At 44.9% G+C, this 21,540-nt stretch carries 21 protein-coding genes; 17 read left to right on the plus strand and 4 right to left on the minus strand.

Features of this window, described 5'->3' with window-relative positions; all coding sequences use genetic code 11:
• Nucleotides 1–86: 86 nt before the first annotated feature.
• Together C510_RS0100350 and C510_RS17845 are read right to left on the minus strand one after the other, a co-directional pair.
• The gene (locus C510_RS0100350) at nt 87–1,076 is read right to left on the minus strand and encodes a virulence RhuM family protein (RefSeq protein ID WP_018709347.1); all 990 of its coding nucleotides are present in this window, start codon (nt 1,074–1,076) and stop codon (nt 87–89) included.
• Between the two features lie 17 nt (nt 1,077–1,093).
• Nucleotides 1,094–1,321, minus strand: coding sequence for a Fic family protein (locus C510_RS17845; protein ID WP_341455143.1), 228 nt, complete (start codon nt 1,319–1,321; stop codon nt 1,094–1,096).
• 908 nt (nt 1,322–2,229) lie between these two features.
• Between C510_RS17845 and C510_RS0100370 the strand changes: the two genes are divergently transcribed.
• From C510_RS0100370 to C510_RS0100405, 7 genes are all read left to right on the plus strand, one after another.
• Nucleotides 2,230–3,144: a ribonuclease Z gene (locus C510_RS0100370; RefSeq protein ID WP_018709351.1), complete on the plus strand. Its 915-nt coding sequence runs from the start codon at nt 2,230–2,232 to the stop codon at nt 3,142–3,144.
• 79 nt (nt 3,145–3,223) lie between these two features.
• On the plus strand, nt 3,224–3,775 hold the full coding sequence (locus C510_RS0100375) for an RNA polymerase sigma factor (RefSeq protein WP_018709352.1): 552 nt from the start codon (nt 3,224–3,226) through the stop codon (nt 3,773–3,775).
• A gap of 44 nt (nt 3,776–3,819) precedes the next feature.
• Nucleotides 3,820–4,200 carry a hypothetical protein gene (locus C510_RS0100380; protein ID WP_018709353.1) on the plus strand — a complete coding sequence of 127 codons (381 nt, stop codon included), beginning with the start codon at nt 3,820–3,822 and terminating at the stop codon, nt 4,198–4,200.
• Between the two features lie 10 nt (nt 4,201–4,210).
• A complete protein-coding gene (locus C510_RS0100385) occupies nt 4,211–4,645 on the plus strand; it encodes a hypothetical protein (protein ID WP_025892518.1) in 435 nt (144 codons plus the stop codon).
• 331 nt (nt 4,646–4,976) lie between these two features.
• Complete coding sequence (locus tag C510_RS0100395) at nt 4,977–6,995, plus strand: transketolase family protein (RefSeq protein WP_018709356.1); 2,019 nt, start codon at nt 4,977–4,979, stop codon at nt 6,993–6,995.
• The gene (rpiB, locus tag C510_RS0100400) at nt 6,992–7,426 is read left to right on the plus strand and encodes a ribose 5-phosphate isomerase B (protein WP_018709357.1); all 435 of its coding nucleotides are present in this window, start codon (nt 6,992–6,994) and stop codon (nt 7,424–7,426) included. The genes C510_RS0100395 and rpiB overlap by 4 nt, the downstream gene beginning before the upstream one ends.
• 88 nt (nt 7,427–7,514) lie before the next feature.
• Nucleotides 7,515–8,558: a DUF4468 domain-containing protein gene (locus C510_RS0100405; RefSeq protein WP_018709358.1), complete on the plus strand. Its 1,044-nt coding sequence runs from the start codon at nt 7,515–7,517 to the stop codon at nt 8,556–8,558.
• A gap of 163 nt (nt 8,559–8,721) precedes the next feature.
• Here C510_RS0100405 and C510_RS0100410 read toward each other — a convergent pair whose 3' ends face one another.
• Nucleotides 8,722–11,013, minus strand: coding sequence for a bifunctional dihydroorotate dehydrogenase B NAD binding subunit/NADPH-dependent glutamate synthase (locus tag C510_RS0100410; protein ID WP_018709359.1), 2,292 nt, complete (start codon nt 11,011–11,013; stop codon nt 8,722–8,724).
• Nucleotides 11,014–11,379: 366 nt separating this feature from the next.
• On the opposite strand from C510_RS0100410, the gene C510_RS0100415 reads away from it, so the two are divergent.
• From C510_RS0100415 to C510_RS0100460, 10 genes are all read left to right on the plus strand, one after another.
• Nucleotides 11,380–11,658 carry a tetratricopeptide repeat protein gene (locus C510_RS0100415; protein ID WP_018709360.1) on the plus strand — a complete coding sequence of 93 codons (279 nt, stop codon included), beginning with the start codon at nt 11,380–11,382 and terminating at the stop codon, nt 11,656–11,658.
• 16 nt (nt 11,659–11,674) lie between these two features.
• Nucleotides 11,675–11,905: a 4Fe-4S binding protein gene (locus C510_RS0100420; RefSeq protein ID WP_018709361.1), complete on the plus strand. Its 231-nt coding sequence runs from the start codon at nt 11,675–11,677 to the stop codon at nt 11,903–11,905.
• Nucleotides 11,906–11,939: 34 nt separating this feature from the next.
• Nucleotides 11,940–13,019, plus strand: coding sequence for a 3-methyl-2-oxobutanoate dehydrogenase subunit VorB (locus tag C510_RS0100425; RefSeq protein WP_022340135.1), 1,080 nt, complete (start codon nt 11,940–11,942; stop codon nt 13,017–13,019).
• Nucleotides 13,020–13,028: 9 nt separating this feature from the next.
• Nucleotides 13,029–13,205, plus strand: coding sequence for a hypothetical protein (locus C510_RS17455; protein WP_018709363.1), 177 nt, complete (start codon nt 13,029–13,031; stop codon nt 13,203–13,205).
• Nucleotides 13,206–13,223: 18 nt separating this feature from the next.
• Nucleotides 13,224–13,997, plus strand: a complete 774-nt coding sequence (locus C510_RS0100435; RefSeq protein ID WP_018709364.1) for a thiamine pyrophosphate-dependent enzyme — start codon at nt 13,224–13,226, stop codon at nt 13,995–13,997.
• A 21-nt stretch (nt 13,998–14,018) separates the two neighbouring features.
• Entirely contained in the window at nt 14,019–14,561 is a 543-nt protein-coding gene (locus tag C510_RS0100440) for a 2-oxoacid:ferredoxin oxidoreductase subunit gamma family protein (protein WP_018709365.1), read from the plus strand.
• 173 nt (nt 14,562–14,734) lie between these two features.
• On the plus strand, nt 14,735–16,825 hold the full coding sequence (locus tag C510_RS0100445; protein WP_025892524.1) for a putative porin: 2,091 nt from the start codon (nt 14,735–14,737) through the stop codon (nt 16,823–16,825).
• Nucleotides 16,826–16,829: 4 nt separating this feature from the next.
• Nucleotides 16,830–17,657: a transporter substrate-binding domain-containing protein gene (locus C510_RS0100450; protein WP_025892525.1), complete on the plus strand. Its 828-nt coding sequence runs from the start codon at nt 16,830–16,832 to the stop codon at nt 17,655–17,657.
• 14 nt (nt 17,658–17,671) lie between these two features.
• Nucleotides 17,672–18,661: a Gfo/Idh/MocA family protein gene (locus C510_RS0100455; protein ID WP_018709368.1), complete on the plus strand. Its 990-nt coding sequence runs from the start codon at nt 17,672–17,674 to the stop codon at nt 18,659–18,661.
• 10 nt (nt 18,662–18,671) lie between these two features.
• Entirely contained in the window at nt 18,672–19,850 is a 1,179-nt protein-coding gene (locus tag C510_RS0100460) for a DUF4421 domain-containing protein (RefSeq protein WP_026320046.1), read from the plus strand.
• Between the two features lie 68 nt (nt 19,851–19,918).
• Here the strand turns inward: C510_RS0100460 and C510_RS0100465 are convergent, their stop codons facing one another.
• On the minus strand, nt 19,919–21,511 hold the full coding sequence (locus tag C510_RS0100465) for a hypothetical protein (protein ID WP_025892526.1): 1,593 nt from the start codon (nt 21,509–21,511) through the stop codon (nt 19,919–19,921).
• Nucleotides 21,512–21,540: the final 29 nt, after the last annotated feature.

A 21,540-nucleotide genomic window follows, 5' to 3' on the forward strand; every position in this document is an offset into this window, starting at 1 on the left:
AAGTTGTTTTGTGTCAAAAAAGACTGTATGGGTCTACTGCTCTATCTCTCGGGGTTGAATGTTTACCTTGCAAAACTTTAGTCACTTTATTTTTTGTTTAATCTTTTAACCTCTTTGTCGAAGTCACTTTCAAGCATATCCATTTCTCGCTTGCGGTATATTTCAAATTCCTTTTCAGCTTTTTCTATGGCTTGTTTATGTGAAATATTGCCTTTGCCGACCAAGATTTTTCGTTTGTGAGCTATAATCTGATTGTCAAGAGCTTCTATCCAGTCCTTCATAGACATAGGGTTCATTTCCAATGCCTGGAATTCTGCAAAATCGAGAAATCCTGAAACTAACAGATTCAGTCGTTGCAACTCTATTTCTGACAAATAGTTTTTCGCTATTTTTACATCATCTTTGGTTACGTAATTACCTTTGAAATTGGTCATTCCGACAAACGGCTTTTCATTGGCAACACGGTTGTATATTACCTCAGCAGCTGTATTCTCATGAACCGCATAATGCAGTTTATTCTGCACGGTGGCGAAAAAAGTTTTAGTCATTTCACTGCGAGGATCATAGTCCGTAGCTGTAGCATATATGTCCGTAACCTGCTGGTAAAAATTTCGTTCACTACTACGAATATCCCTGATACGTTGCAATAATTCTCGGAAATAGCGGTTTCCTCCCTGTTTCAGCCGTTCATCATCCATCGCAAAACCTTTCTGAATATATTCATGCAAACGTTGTGTCGCCCAACGCCGGAAACGTGTGGCTATTTGAGACTGGACACGATATCCCAAAGCTATGACCATATCGAGGTTGTAATGAGCAACATCTCGTGATTGTGTCTTCCCTTCTATTGCTCCATGTTGAGTGGTTATTCGGAAATTCCGAACAACCACATTTTTATCAAGCTCTCCATCTTCAAATATATGCTTAATATGTTCGCTTACATTTGATTTACTAGTTTGGTATATCTCTGCTAGCTGGCTCTGTGTCAGCCATAAATCTTCGTCAGCAAAGCGAACCGATACACGAGTTATTTCGTTATCGTCCTGATATAGGATTATTTTATTTTCTTCGTTCATTTTTATTAACTAAATCGTTATTTGCTATTTTTCAAACTCTCCTTCAATGCCAAACCTTTTGCCGTAAGACGATATTTTTGCAACTTACTTTGCTTCTCATTAGGTAAAGTAAACTCTATATAGCCTTCATCCATAGACGTTTTAAGATATGTATTACGAAAATATGTCCGATGCCTAATTCCGAATGTTGATTGTAGCGTCTCCCTATCAACTTCACCGTCTATACAAGCAACAAGAGTTTTTATATGTTCAGATACATTATCAACATTAAGTTACAAAAATATAAAATAAGCCATAAATCATCATATATTAGTGATTTTTATTACGTTTCAATTTGCATGATTTAAATCCATAAAAACACAACCACGAAAATATCATTACTGTATACATACCTATTCTGATTAGAAATTGAGGCTTTAACTGTACACTTTTCCTTTAGACCAGCAACACGCAAAAGATGATTGAGGAAATCTGGCCAGATATTGAATAGTGTAAAGCTATTCAGCGCAAAAACAAAATGACACCACTTTCTATATTCAATTATCATTTCAAACTTATTTTCATCGATTTACTAACAGAGCATATCTATTACCTTTCAAATCTGGAAGCAATAAAGTCTGAAAATACGCATATACATACAACCAATATGCAAAATACCCTTAAAAACCGCCTGTTCGGAAACCGGAAAAACAGCAAAAACGTGAGGATAAAAAATAGTTTCGCCTAGTCAAACCGATGAAAACACCTAGGAAAGTGAAGGAAGATGACCGGTCATCTTAAAAAGTGCCTGTATAAACGCCTTTTTCAAGGCCTGCAAATGCCAGTTGATACAAGAACAGGCAGATTTCAGTCCAACAAAAAGAAAGAGACAACAAGCCTCTTATAACAGAAGCAAATCAACACAAACGAAACAACAACCAAATGACCGAAACAAACAAATTTGAGAATCTTTTCGACAACAACACTTCTTCTGAGAACCGCATTTTCCTTGTCATCCCAGACAAGAGCCGGAAACTCGCGATTCTCACCCTTCCGGATTATCAAAATGACAAAACGTAATTCCTCATTTTCCGAAAAGCAAAATCGATAGATTTTCCATCAATCTTTCCGCAACCGTTACAACCGTTTCAGATTTTTTGTACCTTTGCCCTATATGGGAAACTTCGATATACATATTCTGGGATGCGGTTCGGCCTTACCTACCACCCGGCATCTGGCTACCTCGCAGGTACTGAACATCCGTGAGAAACTCTTCATGATAGATTGCGGAGAGGGCACACAGATACAGTTGCGCCGGTCACGGTTGAAGTTCAGCCGGCTGAACCATATCTTCATCTCTCATCTGCACGGTGACCACTGTTTCGGCCTCATCGGACTGATTTCCACCTTCGCCATGACCAACCGGACTGCCGACCTCCACATCTACAGCCATCCGGAACTGCAACGGCTGATGGAACCCCAACTGGCTTTCTTCTGCAAAGGGATGCCTTTCCAAGTGGTTTTCCATCCGTTCGACCCGAAGGAGCGGACCATCATCTACGATGACCGTTCCATCACGGTGGAAACCATCCCGTTGAAACACCGACTCCCTACCTGCGGCTTTCTGTTCCGCGAGAAACCGCTGCCCAACCACATCCTGCGGGATATGATAGATTTCTACGAAGTACCCGTCTACCTGATAAACCGCATCAAGAACGGAGAAGATTTCGTGACCGAGGACGGAACCGTCATCCCTAACGGACGCCTGACGACTCCTGCCGACCCTCCACGTGCCTACGCCTATTGTTCGGACACTTCCTATCTGCCACGCATCATCGAACAGATAAAAGGAGTGGATCTGCTTTTCCACGAAGCTACCTTCGCACAGACCGAAGCAGCCCGTGCCAAAGAGACCATGCACTCCACCGCCAGTCAGGCCGCACAGATAGCGAAGGACGCGGAAGTGAAACGTCTGGTCATCGGACATTACTCGGCCCGTTACGAGGACGAAAGCATCCTGCTGGAGGAAGCCTCGGCTGTTTTCCCGAACACCACCTTGGCTCAGGAGAACCTGAAAATAGAACTCTAGTTGTTAAAATTCATCAACCCACTTAAACCTCACGACACCCGAAACAGTCTTAGAAAAAGCTACGAATGACAAGAATGCCATGGAGAATTATAACGAAGACGAAATAACCCAGCAGCTGCAAGACCCGACGACGCAACGGAAAGCGTTCGAAGAAGTGGTGAAGCAATACAGCCAACAGCTATACTGGCAAATCCGGCGCATGGTACTTTCGCACGAAGATGCCAACGACATCCTGCAGAATACGTTCATCAAGGCCTGGAGCAACCTGGATTACTTCCGCGGTGAAGCCAAACTCTCTACCTGGCTGTACCGCATTGCCCTGAACGAATGCCTGAACTTCCTGAACAAGCAACGGGCACAGAACCAGCTTTCACTGGACGATGTAGATACCACACTCTTGGGGAAACTGGAAAGCGACCCCTACTTCGACGGCGATGAAATCCAGAAGGAATTCCAGAAAGCGCTGCTGCAATTACCCGAAAAGCAGCGGATCATCTTCAACCTGAAATATTTCAAGGAAATGAAGTACGAAAACATCTCCGAGATTCTGGGAACCAGCGTAGGAGCCCTAAAAGCATCCTATCACCATGCGGTCAAAAAAATCGCGGCTTTTTTTGAAGAAACCGATTAAACCATTCGCCGGTTATTTTGTCAAATGAATAAAATCAATGAAGTATGAAGGAAGAAAAATATCTGATAGAAAAATGCGGCAAGGAAAATCCTTTCAAGACTCCGGAAGGATACTTCGAGAACTTTACGCGGAATATCATGGAACAACTTCCTGAAAAAGAAATCCAAGCTGTTCCGGAAACGACACTCTGGCACCGCATACGCCCATGGATGTATATGGCTGCCATGTTCTGCGGACTCATGTTCGGCGCACGTCTGTTCCTGCACGATACAGAAACCACTCAAGAGGAATCTGCTTCAAGCCTGCAGCTGTTCAGTTCCACTTTACCGGACGAATACATCGACCCGATAGTAGACCAGACCATGATGGATGACTATACCCTGTATCAGTATCTGACAGATGCCGATATGGAAATCTATAAATAAAAATATGTACATGAAAAGAATCATTTGTTTTTTGACCCTGATAATCTGTTTCTGCATGACTCCCATACAGGCACAGAAAAAGATGATGAGCCAGGAAGAGTTCCGGAAACAGCAACAGATGTTCCTGACCGAACGCGCCGGACTGACACCAGAAGAAGCCAAGAACTTCTTCCCCCTCTATTTCGAACTGCAAGACAAGAAACGTTCCTACAACAAAGAAGCATGGCAGAAACTCAGAAAAGGGAAAGAAGCCGGTACTACAGAAGCTGAATACGACAGAATCATAGAAGACGTACTCCAGACACGCATCACCATCGACCAGCTGGAACTGGAATATGCCCGCAAATACAAACAATTCCTCTCGGCCAAGAAAATTTATCAGATACAGAAGGCCGAAATGAAATTCCATCGGGAACTGTTGAAGAGTGCACAAAAAAGGAAATGATGTTTTCAGGATGAAAAAAGCTGACGGAGAGGTATATTTGTATCTCTCCGTTTCTGTTATACAACTACCAGCCCCTACTACCCTACAAGCTTCCACCCCATCATATTCCCTGCATACGGAAGGATTTTCAGGAATACCGCAATAAACTTCAAAACAAACCGGGAAAACCTCATATACACTACTTTTTTATTGAAACCCACCGAGAAAAAACAAGAAAAGAGCGCTAAGTATATGGAAAATTACGTATAAAAGAGTAATTTTGCCAATAATTTAAAAACTAACGCTAGCAGACGACCTGCTTTTGTTGCATTCAAACCAATTCTTACTTAACATGAACAGCAAACAAGCAATGAATCATGCAGCCGACAATATCCGTATTCTGGCTGCTTCAATGGTAGAAAAAGCGAAATCAGGACATCCGGGTGGTGCCATGGGTGGAGCTGACTTCATCAACGTTCTGTACTCTGAATTCCTGCAGTACGACCCGCAGAACCCGAAATGGGTAGGCCGTGACCGTTTCTTCCTGGATCCGGGACACATGGCTCCGATGCTGTACGCACAGCTGGCTCTGATCGGCAAATTCTCTATCGATGAATTGAAACAATTGCGCCAATGGGGTTCACCTACTCCGGGACATCCGGAAGTAGACGTTATGCGTGGTATCGAAAACAGCTCAGGCCCGCTCGGACAAGGACATGTATATGCTGTAGGTGCCGCCATGGCTGCCAAGTTCCTTGCAGCCCGCACAGGTAACCCTACCTTCGACAAAGAAACTATCTATACTTATATTTCAGACGGCGGCATCCAGGAAGAAATCTCTCAGGGTGCAGGCCGTGTAGCAGGTCATCTGGGACTGAACAACCTGATCATGTTCTTCGACTCCAATGACATCCAGCTTTCTACAGAAACCAAAGAGGTAATTTCAGAAGATACAGCCATGAAATACCGTGCATGGGGATGGAAAGTCATTGAAATAGACGGTAATGACTGTGACCAAATCCGTGAAGCACTTACTGCCGCCAAAGCTGAAGACAAACGCCCGACCCTGATTATCGGTAAATGCATCATGGGTAAGGGAGCACGTAAAGGAGACAATACATCATACGAACACAGCTGCAAGACTCACGGTGCTCCATTAGGCGCTGAAGCTTACAAGAACACGATGATTAATCTGGGAGCAGACCAGAATGACCCGTTTACAATCTTTGACGATGTAAAGGAAATCTATACTAAACGAGCTGAAGAACTGAAAGACATTGTAGCAGCCCGTTACGCCGAAGAAAAAGCCTGGGCAGAAGCCAATCCGGAAAAGGCAGCCATGCAGGATGAATGGTTCAGCGGTGCAGCTCCGAAGATTGACTGGTCTTCCATCCAACAGAAAGCCAATGAACCGACCCGTAACGCATCGGCTACAGTACTGGGAGTCCTGGCAGAACAGGTTCCGAACATGGTCTGCGCATCGGCCGACTTGTCAAATTCGGACAAGACCGACGGATTCCTGAAAAAGACACATGCCTTTACGAACGGAGACTTCAGCGGTGCATTCTTCCAGGCCGGTGTTGCGGAATTGACCATGGCTTGCTGCTGCATCGGTATGGCATTACACGGCGGTGTCATCACTGCATGTGGAACCTTCTTCGTATTCTCCGACTACATGAAACCGGCTATCCGTATGGCAGCCCTGATGGAACTTCCGGTGAAATTCATCTGGTCGCACGATGCGTTCCGCGTAGGAGAAGACGGACCTACACACGAACCGGTAGAACAGGAAGCACAAATCCGACTGATGGAAAAACTGAAGAATCATCACGGAAAGAACTCAATGCTCGTTTTGCGTCCGGCCGATGTAGAAGAAACAACCGTCTGCTGGAAGATGGCCATGGAAAACACCGATACTCCTACCGCCTTGATTCTGTCACGCCAGAATGTCAATATGCTGCCTGAAGGAACCGACTATAGCCAGGCTGAAAAAGGCGGATATATTGTAGCCGGTTCTCAGGAAAATCCGGATGTCATCCTTGTAGCAAACGGTTCTGAAGTTTCTACCCTGGTTGCAGGTGCCGAACTCTTGAAGAAAGACGGTATCAAGACCCGTGTAGTATCAATTCCTTCCGAAGGCCTGTTCCGCAACCAGAGCAGAGAATATCAGGACAGCGTCGTTCCGGCCGGTATCAAGAAATTCGGTCTGACAGCCGGACTTCCTATCAACCTGTTGGGGCTCGTAGGAACCCACGGTAAAATCTGGGGACTGGAATCCTTCGGTTTCTCGGCTCCATACAAAGTACTGGATGAGAAATTGGGATTCACAGCAGAAAATGTCTATAACCAAGTAAAATCAATGTTCGAATGAAAATAATAGGAATAGCGTCCGACCATGCAGGATTTGAATTGAAACAGTATGTAAAGAAATGGCTGGAAGCTAAAGGATGGGAATACAAGGATTTCGGCACATACACCACAGACAGCTGTGATTATCCGGATTATGCACACCCGTTGGCAGTAGCCGTAGAAAACGGAGAATGTTATCCGGGAATTGCTATCTGTGGAAGCGGCGAAGGCATCGGAATGACCTTAAACAAACACCAGGGTATACGTGCTGCACTTTGCTGGATACCGGAAATAGCTCATATGTCAAGATTACATAACGATGCCAACGTACTAGTTATGCCGGGACGATATATTGACACGGATATGGCAGATAAAATCATGACCGAATTCTTCAATACAGATTTTGAAGGAGGACGTCACCAAAGACGTATTGATAAAATTCCTGTAAAATAAACAGGCCAAGCAATAAAAAAGAGAAGTTTTACCATAAAGCTTCTCTTTTTTAGTTTATATTTGCCTAGAAAAAACTAATCTAAAAGCCATGAACAAATTTTTACTCATCCTATTGCTATGCTTCCCACTGGCATTGACAGCCAATGAAAAAAAGGATAATACAGATCCAAAGTATCTGAAGAACGCCATTACAATGGTAGACGGTAAAGTCACCTTCAAACAGACACTGGAAGCTCCATCTCTGTCCAAAGAACAGTTGTATAATCTACTTCTAAATTGGTCAGACCAGTATTTTAAGCCCAACGAAAAACTTCCACAACATCGGGTAGTATATACCAATCAAGACAAAGGTGAAATTGTAGCCATGGGAGAAGAATACATCGTTTTTTCTTCCAGTGCCTTATCACTTGACCGGACACGAATCTACTATCAACTGTATTTTGAAATACAAAACGGGAAATGCGACCTTACTATGTCACGCATCCGGTACTGGTATGATGAAAACCGAGATGGAGGACAACGGTATGATGCAGAAGAATGGATTACCGATGAAATGGCCTTGAACAAAAAGCAGACTAAATTGGCACCTATCTGCGGAAAATTCCGGAAAGGGACCATTGACCTGAAAGATAAGCTCTTTACAGAAATAGCCAATACACTGGGAACATCGCATGTACGCGAAGAGATACCAGCCACTCCACTGGTTCCTGCACAACCAATTGCACAGCCTGATACTTCAAAAGAACTGCATACCGTTACGATAGACAAACTCCCTATGAATTTAAGCGAGTTGGCCGCAGCCGGACGAATTACTGTTACAGCCAACGATGAAGAAATCGATATGAAAGCAGAAAACTGGGGAGGTTTCGGAAAGTTGTTTACCAAAGATGTCACTTACACACTGGTAGACCAGTCACGTATCGCAATCAGCACCGTAATGGAACATTCTGATAACTATACTATTTCATTCTATCTGACAGGACAAACACAACCAAGTATCGTCATCGAATGCAAAAAAGTCACTGCCCAGAAGATGACTGCCGAAGAACTGAAAACACTGAACCAATCGGCTGATTCATCAAAGAACTACACCTTGTATATCGGCGAAATCCTCCGGATTCAGATGAGATAAAAACAGAATCAACGAATATGAAAGAAAAAGAACCTATGCTTCAGAAGCATGGGTTCTTTTTTTATCCCCTTCATCGGAACAAGGCAAACCCACAAATAAAAGGGCTACTTCCCGTCAAAAGGAAGCAGCCCTGTATAGTAACATCTGAAATCAATCCAGCATTTTATCCACGCAACTGCTTGTCCATGGCAGCGGCAGCCCGACGACCGTCGCCCATAGCCAGAATCACCGTAGCACCACCACGTACGATATCACCACCGGCATAAATGGTCGGAATAGACGACTGCATGTCATCATTCACGGCAATCGTACCCTTACGTCCCAATTCCAGCCCTTCGATAGAATGCGGAACAATCGGATTCGGCGAAACGCCTACACTGACAATCGCCATATCGATATCAATGGTTTCGATAGCTCCCGGAATAGGTACCGGACTACGACGGCCTGAAGCATCAGGCTCACCCAGTTCCATTTTCTGCAACACCACCTGTTTTACGCGACCTTTCTCATCGGCAATATATTCAATCGGGTTGTGCAATGTCAGGAATTCGATACCTTCCTCCTTGGCATGTTTCACTTCTTCCAGACGGGCAGGCATTTCTGCTTCTGAACGACGGTAGATGATCATCGCCTTTTCAGCGCCCAGACGGCGGGCAGTACGGACAGAGTCCATCGCTGTATTACCACCACCGATGACAGCCACACGCTTACCGAAAGTTACCGGTGTATCCGAATCTTCACTGGCAGCATCCATCAGGTTCACACGAGTCAGATATTCGTTGGAAGACATGATGTTGATGGAGTTCTCACCCGGAATGTTCATGAAGTTAGGCAGACCGGCACCCGACGCAACGAAAATACCCTGATAGCCTTCCGCTTTCAAATCGTCTACGCTGATGGTCTTTCCGATAATACAGTCCTTCACAAACTCCACGCCCATCTTCGAAAGATTTTCAATTTCTACATCTACAATCTTGTTGGGTAGACGGAATTCAGGAATACCATATTTCAATACACCACCGATTTCATGCAAAGCTTCGAAAACAGTCACGCTATATCCCAATTTAGCCATATCGCCGGCAAACGAAAGTCCTGCAGGACCTGAACCTACAACAGCTACCTTGATACCGTTCTTTTCTGCTATTTCCGGAACAGAAATCTGTCCGCTTTCACGTTCGTAGTCGGCAGCAAAACGCTCCAGATACCCGATTGCCACTGCTTCGTGACCCATCTTCAGGTGAATACATTTCGATTCACACTGCTTTTCCTGCGGGCAGACACGACCACAGACAGCGGGCAACGCACTGGTCTGCTTCAAGACTCTGGCTGCTTCGAGGAACTCGCCACGTTCGATATTTTTGATGAAAGTAGGGATATGGATACCTACCGGACAACCTTCCATACAAGAAGGATTGGCACAGTCCAGACAGCGCTTGGCTTCCGTCAACGCCTGTTCCTCGTTGAGTCCCAGATTCACTTCTTCCTTACGGCTGTGTGAACGGTATTCCGGATCCAGTTCATTCATCTTTACACGCGGAATGGCCGTACGTTCCTTCGCCTTCATGCTCTTGCGCAATTCTTCACGCCAAGCCGCATTACGGTCATCGGATGTCTTGACAGCCTCGCATGTATCCGGTTTCTCATCCAGTTTATGTATCTCTTCACGTTCGATATCCTTGAAAGCTCCCATACGCTTCAACATCTCATCGAAATCTACCTGATGGCCGTCGAACTCCGGTCCGTCCACACATACGAAACGAGTCTTACCGCCTACTGTAATACGGCAAGCACCACACATACCGGTACCGTCCACCATAATGGTATTCAATGAAACATCAGTCGGAATTTCATATTTCTTGGTCAGCAGGCAAACGAACTTCATCATGATAGCCGGACCGATGGCAAAACATTTATCCACCTTCTCACGCTTGATTACCTCTTCGACACCTTCTGTCACCAACCCCTTCTTACCGTAAGAACCGTCATCGGTCATGATAATTACTTCATCCGAACTTTCACGCATTTCCTTTTCAAGGATAATCAGGTCCTTGGTACGGCCGGCCAATACGGTAATCACCCGGTTACCGGCAGCCTTCAACGCCTGTACGATAGGAAGCATCGGAGCTACACCTACACCCCCACCGGCACAAACTACCGTTCCGAAATTCTCAATATGGGTAGCTTTACCCAACGGACCGACCACATCAGTAATGTAATCGCCTTCGTTCAACTCACACAAGCGGGTAGATGAAAGTCCCACTTCCTGCACTACCAATGTAATAGTTCCCTTAACAGGGTCTGCCGCAGCAATAGTGAGCGGCATACGTTCACCTTTCTCGCCTACACGCACAATAACGAAATGTCCCGCTTTGCGCGATTTGGCAATCAGAGGAGCTTCAATGACCAGTTTGAAAACCTTCTCTGAAAAATGTTCTTTTGAAATAATTTTATTCATTTTCTATCACGATAGTTAGTTATTCTCTCTATTTAACAATCATTTTCATTCCGTTAATTCGGCAAAGGTAGAATAAATTCACTCAAATGCAAAACAAAAAGCAGCTTACCTTATCTTATTGTCCTGACAGCCTCCCTATCTTTACCGGTTCAAGACCTGTCGGCTTCTCTAAAACAGCAAATAATTGCAAAAACAACGTTTTCAAATGAAACAATACAATTCTATAGATAACAAGTTGTCATACAAAGCATTATAAATGTAAAGAAAAATTATTTTCGTTTTTAAATTGCTATTTATCCGAAAAAAAAGATTTTGGTATGAAATAAAAAGTATCTTTGCAATGATAGAAACGAGATACCTATACCCATGAACAATAGATTTGAGGCAGTCAGAGATTTAATAAAGGAAGGACATACTCAAGAAGCTATCCTCCAATTAAATAAACTAATTTCTTTGGACCCAGATACAGCCGCCGAAGCCTATTATCTGCTCGGCAATGCGTACCGCAAGGAAGGTAACTGGCAGTATGCACTCAACAATTATCAGGAAGCAATCTGCCTGAACCCTGAAAGCCCCGCTCAAGAAGCCTACCGGATGGTAATGGATATCCTCAATTTTTATAACAAAGACATGTTTAATCAATAAAGAAAATATAAGGACTATGGCTAAAATGAAAGGTGTGGTTGTAGTGAATACAGAGCGGTGCAAAGGTTGCAACTTATGCGTAGTAGCTTGTCCGCTACACGTATTGGCTCTTACCCCGAAAGTAAACCAGAAAGGATATAACTATGTACAGCAGGTCGTAGAAGATACGTGCAACGGATGTACATCGTGCGCCATTGTGTGCCCGGATGCATGTCTGACCGTGTACAGAGCAAAATGTGAAGAATAAAAACAAATGCTTAACAGCTATAAATAGACAAACTATGGCAGAAGAAGTCGTTCTAATGAAAGGTAACGAAGCCATTGCCCATACGGCTATCCGTATCGGTGTAGACGGTTATTTCGGTTATCCTATCACTCCCCAATCTGAAGTATTGGAAACGCTTGCCGAACAGAAGCCATGGGAGACTACCGGTATGGTGGTGCTTCAGGCCGAAAGCGAAGTTGCAGCAATTAATATGGTATATGGAGGTGCAGGTACCGGTAAAATGGTCATGACCTCCTCTTCCAGCCCGGGTGTCAGCCTGAAGCAGGAAGGTATTTCGTACATCGCAGGAGCAGAACTCCCCTGTCTGATTGTAAATGTCATGCGTGGAGGTCCTGGTCTGGGAACTATCCAGCCCAGTCAGGCCGATTATTTCCAGACAACCAAAGGCGGCGGACACGGTGACTATCACCTGATAGCATTGGCTCCCGCTTCCGTACAGGAAATGGCAGACTTTGTAGACCTGGGATTCCAACTGGCCTTCAAATACAGAAATCCGGCCATCATTCTGGCAGACGGTGTCATTGGACAGATGATGGAAAAAGTAGTATTGCCGGCTCCCCGTCCGCGCCGTACGGAAGAAGAAATCATTGCACAATGTCCATGGGCCGCTACCGGCCGGAAAGGACGTAAGCCGAATGTCATCACATCGCTGGAACTCGATCCGAGCATCATGGAACAACGTAACATCCATCTGCAACAGAAATACGCAGAAATCCAGGAAAAGGAATGCCGTTACGAAGAACTGTGCTGCGAAGATGCCGAATACCTGATTGTAGCTTTCGGTTCCTGTGCACGTATTTCACAGAAAGCCATGGAACATGCCCGCGAAGAAGGTATCAAGGTGGGACTTTTCCGCCCGATTACCCTTTGGCCGTTCCCGTCGAAAGCCTTAAAGGAACGTGCTTCACAAGTGAAAGGTATCCTCACCGTAGAATTGAACAGCGGACAAATGATTGAAGATGTCCGTCTGGCTGTCAACTGTCAGATTCCGGTAGAGCACTTCGGACGTCTGGGAGGAATCGTACCCGATCCGGATGAAGTGATCGAAGCCATCAAGGAGAAACTGATTAAATAAACCGGAACCATGGACCAGATAGACCGCATAAGAACCGTCCTGAACGTACTGTTCATGATTGGGGCCTTCATTTCCGTGATTCTTTATTTTACGGTAGGCGATGACAAAACCCTCTTTTTCTATGTATGTGGTGCCTCACTTTTTCTGAAAATGATGGAATTTGTCTTCCGCTTCTTTATACGTTAAAACAGGAGGAAATAATTTATGACGAAAGAAGATATCATGAAGCCCGAGAATCTGGTATACCAGAAACCTCGCCTTATGAACGATAATTCGATGCACTACTGTCCGGGATGCAGTCACGGCGTGGTGCACAAACTGATAGCCGAAGTCATCGATGAAATGGGTCTGACCGAGAAAGCTATCGGTATCAGTCCGGTAGGATGTGCCGTATTCATGTACAACTACCTGGATATTGACTGCCAGGAAGCAGCACACGGACGTGCTCCTGCCTTGGCATCAGCCATCAAACGTCTGTGGCCGGACCGGTTGGTATTCACTTACCAAGGTGACGGAGACTTGGCTTGTATCGGTACAGCCGAATCCATCCATGCCTTGAACCGCGGAGAAAACATCACCATCATCTTCATCAACAATGCCATTTACGGTATGACCGGTGGACAGATGGCCCCTACCACCCTACTGGGCATGAAAACCGCGACCTGTCCGTACGGACGTATTCCGGAAATCCACGGATATCCGCTGAAAATGACCGAAATCGCCGCTACCCTGCAGGGCACCTGCTACGTTACCCGTCAGTCTGTACAGAACGTAGCTTCTATCCGCAAGGCCAAGAAAGCCATCCGCAAAGCTTTCGAATGTTCCATGCAGCAAAAAGGCTCCAGCCTGGTAGAAATCGTTTCCACCTGTAGCTCCGGATGGAAAATGACCCCGGAAAAGGCGAACAAATGGATGGAAGAAAACATGTTTCCTTTCTACCCGTTGGGCGATTTGAAGGACACAACAGACATCAAATAAGCAACCTAACTCCTATAGCGTATGAAAGAAGAAATTATTATAGCCGGATTCGGCGGACAAGGAGTCCTGTCTATGGGTAAGATTCTGGCGTATTCCGGACTGATGGAAGGAAAAGAAGTGACCTGGATGCCAGCATACGGACCGGAACAGCGCGGCGGTACAGCCAATGTGACTGTCATCGTAAGTGATGAACGCATCTCTTCTCCGATTCTGAGCAAATACGATACCGCCATCATCCTGAACCAACCTTCACTGGCTAAATTCGAGAGTAAAATCAAGCCAGGAGGTGTCCTGATATACGACGGATACGGTATCATCAATCCGCCTACCCGGACAGACATCAAGATATACCGTATCGATGCCATGGACGAAGCCAACGAACGGAAAATGGCCAAGACCTTCAACATGATTGTATTAGGTGGCCTTTTGAAGATTCGTCCCATCGTTTCCATTGAAAGCGTTGTCAAGGCATTGCGCAAGACTTTACCGGAACGCCATCATCACCTGATTCCGATGAACGAAGAAGCCATCAAAATCGGTATGGAAATCATCAAAGAAATCTGATACAGACTTCCAACTCACTTTTTCATCCCGGCAGGAAACTTTCCTGTCGGGATTTATTTTACACTCATCCCCTCTATGTGAAGGGGTTACCGGCCGTCTGAAGCCATTAATCTGCAACATTCTTTTCCCAATCTGCATTTCGTCTCGTTTATTGTTGTATCTTTGCTTCCATGATACGAAAGATTTTTATACTGACTCTACTGATAGTTCTGTGCAACCATACATTCGGACAGAACACGATAAGCCAATTCGGGACTTCTGCTTCCGGAGCAGACTCCAACCGTTACGACCGGAACGGGAATCCGATAGACACAACGGCCGTAAACGATGCAAGTACAATTCCCATCGGATTGTATTCTTGGAAAGTAGACGAGCGATTGGGAAACATCACTGAGACCCCAATCGATACCATTACACATGCGTTCCAGAACACCAACGATACCGGAGGACCGACAGGACATTACACCTATCTGGGTAACTTGGGTGCCCCACGTATTTCGCATGTATTCTTCGAGCGTAAAAGTGCTTCACAAGAGTTCTTCACCGACCCGTACGACTTTACAGTAAAAGGTGCCAGTGACGTAGTATATACCAACACCAAATCTCCTTTTACCAACCTGACGTATTACAAACAAGGCGACGGACGATATGGAGAAGAACGTTTTAAGGCCTATTTCGCCGTAAATGTGAACAAGCGCTTAGGTTTCGGCTTCGACATCGACTATACGTATGGCCGTGGAAAGTACGCCAACCAGTCCACAGCCCTGTTCAACGGCAATCTGTTCGCCTATTATCAGGGAGACAAGTATAACATGTACTTTAACTTCATTAACGACAACCTGAAAGTAGCCGAAAACGGTGGTCTGTCCGATGACCGTTATGTAACCCACCCATTGGATATGAACGAAGGCAAGAAATCATACAATACCTACGACATGCCGACCAACTTGAGTGATATCTGGAATCACAATACGGGTTATCATGCGTTCCTGACCCAACGATACAACTTAGGATTCTATGAAGACGTACAGGAAGAAAACGATACCATCAGCAAGAAAGTTTTCGTCCCTGTAACCAGTTTCATCCATACCATCAAAATTGACCACAACCGCAGAAAATACATTTCGTATGATGACGCCCAAAACCAAGACTATTTTCTCAACAATTATTTAGGGACCGATTCGACGGATGTTACCCAATACCTGTCCATCAAAAATACTGTAGGTATTTCATTGAGAGAGGGATTCAACAAATGGGCCAAAGCCGGTCTGACCGCTTTTGCTACGTTCGAACACAGACGTTTTACACTGACAGACACCGTTCCCGGTCAACCGGAAGCACGGATGCCGATTGACTACAAGGAAAACGTACTTTCCGTAGGAGGACAACTCATCAAGGAACAAGGACGTATGTTGCACTATAACGTATTGGGAGAAATAGCTTTGGTAGGTGAAGACATCGGCCAGTTCACGATAGAAGGAAAAGGCGACCTCAACTTCCGCCTGTTCAATGATACCGTCCGACTGGATGCAAACGCCTATATCAAGAATGAACAGCCGATATTCTATTTCCGCCATTTCCATTCGAAACACTATTGGTGGGACAACAACGACCTTTCCAAGATTATGCGAACCCGCGTACAAGGAAAACTGACCATCGACCGTTGGAAAACCCAATTATCTGCCGGGGTAGAAAACATCAAGAACTACACATACCTCGACAATGCCTCTGTAATAGCTACAGAAGCGACGGAGACAACACCTGCTACCTATAAGAACAATGTAGTAGTCAGACAACAATCGGATAATATTCAGGTATTCAGCGCTACACTGAAACAGGATTTCAAACTGGGCATCCTGCATCTGGACAATGAAGTGACTTACCAGAAATCGAGTGACAATAACGTACTCCCCCTACCGGAGCTGGTACTGTATCATAACCTTTATCTGGAGTTTGCGCTGGCTAAAAAAGTCTTGAACATCGAGATGGGTGCTGACGTACGTTATTTCACCCAATACTATGCTCCCGACTATGCTCCGGCCATCGGACAATTCTATGTACAGAATCCGGAGACACGCTATAAACTGGGAGGCTATCCGCTTGTGAACGGTTACATCAACCTGCATCTGAAACGTACCCGCATCTTTGTACAGATGTATAACCTGATTCAAGGGACCGGAGAAAAGAGCTACTTCCTGGCTCCACACTATCCGTTAAACCCACGTATCCTGAAGCTCGGAATCTCCTGGAATTTCTTTGATTAAAGTCATGAAACGGAAAAGATTTCATTATTTGTTGGGAAGTATTGCCCTTGTAGCGATTCTGATCGGAGTCAACACCCATCGAGGACCTACAGTTGTTTCTCCTTCCTTTACCCCCCGCGATTACACCGAAATCCGGGAGTCAGGAACCCTGCGTGCGGTAACCGAATACAACCGGCTCAGCTTTCATGCAGGGAAAGATACACTGACAGGATTCGATTTGGAACTCCTCCAGAAATTCGCACAAGAAAAGGGGTTGAAGCTGGAAGTCACCCCCGAAATGAGCTATGAAAAAAGAATAAAAGGATTGCAGGAAGGCCGCTACGACCTGATAGCCACGGGTACCGTTGTAACCAGCAGCCTGAAAGACTCACTGCTTTTCACCCACCCGCTGCTACTCAGCAAACAAGTATTGGTACAGCGGAAAAAGGAAGAAGGGAAAGACAGCCTGTACATCGGCAACCAGCTGGAACTGGCTCATAAGACCCTCCACCTGGTCAGTCATTCGCCGGCGCTAATCCGTATCCACAACCTCATCAACGAGATAGCCGACACCATTTATGTCCGTGAAATCGACAAATACGGTCCAGAACAACTGTTAGCCATGGTATCTGAAGGCGAGATAGACTATGCCGTCTGCGATGAGAGCCTGGCCAAAGCCTCTGTGAAAGATTATCCCAACCTTGACATCAGCAAAAGCATCAGCTTTACGCAATTCTATGCGTGGGGTATCGGCAAGCACTCTCCAGACTTACGCGATACCTTGAATGTATGGTTGGAGCAATACCTGAAAACCAAAAGCTATCAGAAACTCTATAAAAAATATTTCAACTAAATAATCCCTGAACGATGATGAAACTGAAAGAAGTACGGTGGGGATTCATCGGTTGCGGTGAAGTCACCGAGAAAAAAAGTGGTCCCGCCTTCAATATGATTGAAGGCTCCAAGGTAGTAGCCGTCATGAGCCGTGACGAAGAAAAAGTCAAATCGTATGCTATCCGTCATAACATACCGAACTGGTATACCGATGCCCAAGAGCTTATCGGCGATGAAAACGTAAATGCCATTTACATCGCTACCCCTCCCTCTTCACACGCAACTTTTGCCATTATGGCCATGAAAGCCGGGAAACCGGTTTATATCGAAAAACCGATGGCCGCCAGTTACGAGGACTGTGCCCGCATTAACCGTATTTCACAGGAAACCGGAGTGCCCTGTTTTGTGGCTTACTACCGTCGGTATTTACCGTATTTCCAGAAAGTACGCCAACTGGTGGAAGAAGGAGAAATCGGAAATGTCATCAACGTACAGATACGTTTTGCACAACCTCCACGTAACCTGGACTATAACAGCAAGAACCTGCCCTGGCGCGTGCAACCCGACATTGCAGGAGGCGGCTATTTCTATGACCTGGCTCCTCATCAGCTGGATTTGCTCCAGGATATGTTCGGCTGTATCCTCGAAGCCGAAGGATATAAAAGCAACCGGGGCGGACTTTACGAAGCCGAAGACACCATCAGTGCCTGTTTCAAATTCGAATCCGGGCTGCCCGGCTCAGGCTCATGGTGTTTCGTGGCCCACGAATCGGCCAAAGAAGACCGTATCGAAATCATCGGTGACAAAGGAATGATCTGCTTCTCCGTATTCACCTACGAACCTATCGGCCTGCACACCGAACGGGGAAGAGAAGAAATCCTGCCACCGAATCCGCCACACGTACAGCTTCCGCTCATCCAGACGATAGTAGAGCACCTGCAAGGGAAAGCCATCTGCACCTGTGACGGCATCAGTGCAACCCCCACCAACTGGGTCATGGACCGTATCCTAAACAAACTTTAAGCCATCTCTTATGGCATACCGACGAAGCATTCTATATGGATTATTCGTTACTATCTCAGGGTTACCGCTTACCTCCATACATGCACAAACGGAAACACAGGATAGTCTCTCCGTTGCGCCGGTACCTGTCACAGAAGAACGGACTCCGCTGCATTTGTTGGCCAGCGGCGTCCGGAGCGCTTACCAGATTTCCAAGCGGGAACTGACCAAAGTCGGGAAGAGCCTGAACGACATTGACACCACCTATATTTCCCCGAATCTCTACAACCTGGCCTTCATGCTTGAACAGAGTACATGGTTCGAGCATTACCGGCTGGGAAGCAACGGTAACGACGGTAATCAAAGCTTGAATTTCGCTCCTACCGCCAATACAAAAATCGGTATTTACTTCGGATGGCGCTGGATTTTTCTCGGCCTCTCGTTCGATATCAAGAAACTGTTGGGAAAGGCCAAAGACGAAGCTCCCAGAAAGGAAATCGTATTCAACCTGTACAGTTCCCGTTTCGGAGTGGACTTGTATTACCGGAAAACCGGAAGCAATTTCAAGCTCAGTTCATACAGCAACATACCTACCCAGAACCGATACGAAGGCATCAAATTCAATGGATTGCAGAGCAGTATCAAGGGACTGAATGCGTACTGGATATTCAACTACAAACACTTCTCCTATCCGGCAGCCTATAGCCAGTCTACCAACCAACGTAAAAGCTGCGGTTCCATTCTGGCGGGATTCTCGTATTCGCAACATAACATAACGTTCGACCATACAATGTTGCCTTCCGAGATACAGGAGCAGTTGCGTCCTTCACTGACTTTTGAGAAAGTAAAATACAACGACTATAACTTGAGTGTGGGCTACGGCTACAACTGGGTATTTGCCAAAAACTGTCTGCTCAACCTTTCATTATTACCGGCTATCGCCTACAAGAAAGCACGTATCGACGATGCCCTTCCCAATAACCAAAACAACTGGCTGGGGTGGGTAAAAGATATCAATTTCGACCTGATAACCCGTGCCGGACTTACCTGGAACAACGGGAAGTATTACGTGGGAGCATCGCTTGTACTCCATACCTATGACTACAGGAAAGACAATTTCTCGATGACCAACTCATTCGGCAGCCTCCGTGTATACGCAGGATTCAATTTCTGGAAAAAGAAAGAATACCGCCACCAACAAAGCAAATAAAAAAGGTGCAGAAGCCTTAACGGACAACTACACCTTCAGGGTTTATCTTAAAAACTATATACAATGAGCTAGAACTTAACTCCCAATGTCAGGAGTAACTGATGGCGGTCATCTGTTACTTTTGTTGCTTTCAAATCCTCTGCACTAAATGCATAAAAATCAGATTTGTTCGTATCATATTTATACGCCAAATCCGCATAAAAATAATTCCATCTATATCCTAAGCCAACAGTAGCAGTATGATGTCCAAAAGAATTCCTATATTCAGTATCAGCACGCATATCATTGTAATCTAAAGCCTTGTATGCTGTTTCTTTATAGGCAGAAGTGCTATAATTATATCCAGCACGGAGACTGAATGCAGGAGTTATACAAGTTTCCATCCCTAAACGAATGGTATGTACGCCCTTTAAATCTTCAGCAATATAACTAGTTTGATTTGCCATTTCATACCCATCAGCGTATCTAAGCTTCGAAGAAGAATAATCTGCATACTCATACTCAGCACCAACAGCCATTATTCCCCCAAAGACAGTTCCTAAATTCAAGTTAAAACGCCATGGAGTCCTCAACTGATAATCACGCAAAGTTTTTCCTCCTGTATAATCTGGTGTATACTCATTCGCCTCAAATGTACTTCCATCTTCATATACCAAATTAGAATACATTTCTGAGGCATAAGTTTCTGTCAAGTTATACCAAATTGGAGTATGGATAGCAACTCCAAAACGGAAAGGAGATTCAAGTACAGGCCTAAATATAGCTCCAAACTTCAAATCTAACCCACTTCCATCAACACGATAATCATTTCTCAATTCATAATACCCACTATGACCACCATCATAAATGTCTTCAGTATAATATGTACTGCTATGATAATTAATATCATACACACCTAAAGTCAAGCCTAAATAAATTCTATCCTCAATATTGGTAGATATATTAAAGTCGTATTCATGAATGCCACCTTCTTCACGACTTTGATACCCAGAGGCATCTCCATACCATCCAATAGGAGCTTGATACTGCCCTTGACTATCTTCAAACGTACCAACCCCCACTAATTCAGTACGAATACCCATCACACCAAGATAGGGATAATTTGAAGCTGTAGGAGAGTATGGGTTTACACCCGTTTTACCATCATAATTATAAATATTATCCATTTCATTTATGCTGCCAATAGATCCATTCACCATATTAGCCATTTGCTGCGTTTGGGACAATCCTTCAAGCATACCTCCAGATTGGAAATAACGATTGAAGTTTTTACTTTTATGATAATTAAAACCAAAGTTTACATAACGGAGTGTTGTTCGATTCCCAATTTTATTCGAGTAAACAAAGCCTATCTGATCAAATGAAGCCCGCAGATTCTTATCTTTCATTTGGGTTCCTCCAAACTCACTTGCTGTTTTAGTTGCATTAAACCCAAAAGAAGTTGAAACATCATGACTCCGATATAAGCCAATACCAGCAGGATTTATCCCAATGACTGAAATATCCGCTCCTAAAGCACCCATAGCTCCTCCCATACCAACAAAGCGGGCGGTTCCATTTAATTCATTTTCAGAGAAACGAGCTGCTTCATATTGTGTCTGAGCATTAACGCCCAGTACACAAGAAGCTAAACTCAATATTAACAATACTCTATTTTTCATATCTACACTATTCAAGAATATTACTTATT

The organism is Phocaeicola barnesiae DSM 18169 = JCM 13652 (assembly GCF_000374585.1).
Lineage (GTDB): Bacteria > Bacteroidota > Bacteroidia > Bacteroidales > Bacteroidaceae > Phocaeicola > Phocaeicola barnesiae.

Bases quoted from the DNA above. Each gene is read 5' to 3' on its own strand.
- C510_RS0100375 (WP_018709352.1), top strand. From the start codon at position 3,224: ATGGAGAATTATAACGAAGACGAAATAACCCAGCAGCTGCAAGACCCG.
- rpiB (WP_018709357.1), top strand. From the start codon at position 6,992: ATGAAAATAATAGGAATAGCGTCCGACCATGCAGGATTTGAATTGAAA.
- C510_RS0100395 (WP_018709356.1), top strand. From the start codon at position 4,977: ATGAACAGCAAACAAGCAATGAATCATGCAGCCGACAATATCCGTATT.
- C510_RS0100465 (WP_025892526.1), bottom strand. From the start codon at position 21,511: ATGAAAAATAGAGTATTGTTAATATTGAGTTTAGCTTCTTGTGTACTG.
- C510_RS0100380 (WP_018709353.1), top strand. From the start codon at position 3,820: ATGAAGGAAGAAAAATATCTGATAGAAAAATGCGGCAAGGAAAATCCT.
- C510_RS0100450 (WP_025892525.1), top strand. From the start codon at position 16,830: ATGAAACGGAAAAGATTTCATTATTTGTTGGGAAGTATTGCCCTTGTA.
- C510_RS17455 (WP_018709363.1), top strand. From the start codon at position 13,029: ATGGACCAGATAGACCGCATAAGAACCGTCCTGAACGTACTGTTCATG.
- C510_RS0100370 (WP_018709351.1), top strand. From the start codon at position 2,230: ATGGGAAACTTCGATATACATATTCTGGGATGCGGTTCGGCCTTACCT.
- C510_RS0100460 (WP_026320046.1), top strand. From the start codon at position 18,672: ATGGCATACCGACGAAGCATTCTATATGGATTATTCGTTACTATCTCA.
- C510_RS0100350 (WP_018709347.1), bottom strand. From the start codon at position 1,076: ATGAACGAAGAAAATAAAATAATCCTATATCAGGACGATAACGAAATA.
- C510_RS0100420 (WP_018709361.1), top strand. From the start codon at position 11,675: ATGGCTAAAATGAAAGGTGTGGTTGTAGTGAATACAGAGCGGTGCAAA.
- C510_RS0100405 (WP_018709358.1), top strand. From the start codon at position 7,515: ATGAACAAATTTTTACTCATCCTATTGCTATGCTTCCCACTGGCATTG.
- C510_RS0100425 (WP_022340135.1), top strand. From the start codon at position 11,940: ATGGCAGAAGAAGTCGTTCTAATGAAAGGTAACGAAGCCATTGCCCAT.
- C510_RS0100435 (WP_018709364.1), top strand. From the start codon at position 13,224: ATGACGAAAGAAGATATCATGAAGCCCGAGAATCTGGTATACCAGAAA.
- C510_RS0100415 (WP_018709360.1), top strand. From the start codon at position 11,380: ATGAACAATAGATTTGAGGCAGTCAGAGATTTAATAAAGGAAGGACAT.
- C510_RS0100410 (WP_018709359.1), bottom strand. From the start codon at position 11,013: ATGAATAAAATTATTTCAAAAGAACATTTTTCAGAGAAGGTTTTCAAA.
- C510_RS0100440 (WP_018709365.1), top strand. From the start codon at position 14,019: ATGAAAGAAGAAATTATTATAGCCGGATTCGGCGGACAAGGAGTCCTG.
- C510_RS0100385 (WP_025892518.1), top strand. From the start codon at position 4,211: ATGAAAAGAATCATTTGTTTTTTGACCCTGATAATCTGTTTCTGCATG.
- C510_RS0100455 (WP_018709368.1), top strand. From the start codon at position 17,672: ATGATGAAACTGAAAGAAGTACGGTGGGGATTCATCGGTTGCGGTGAA.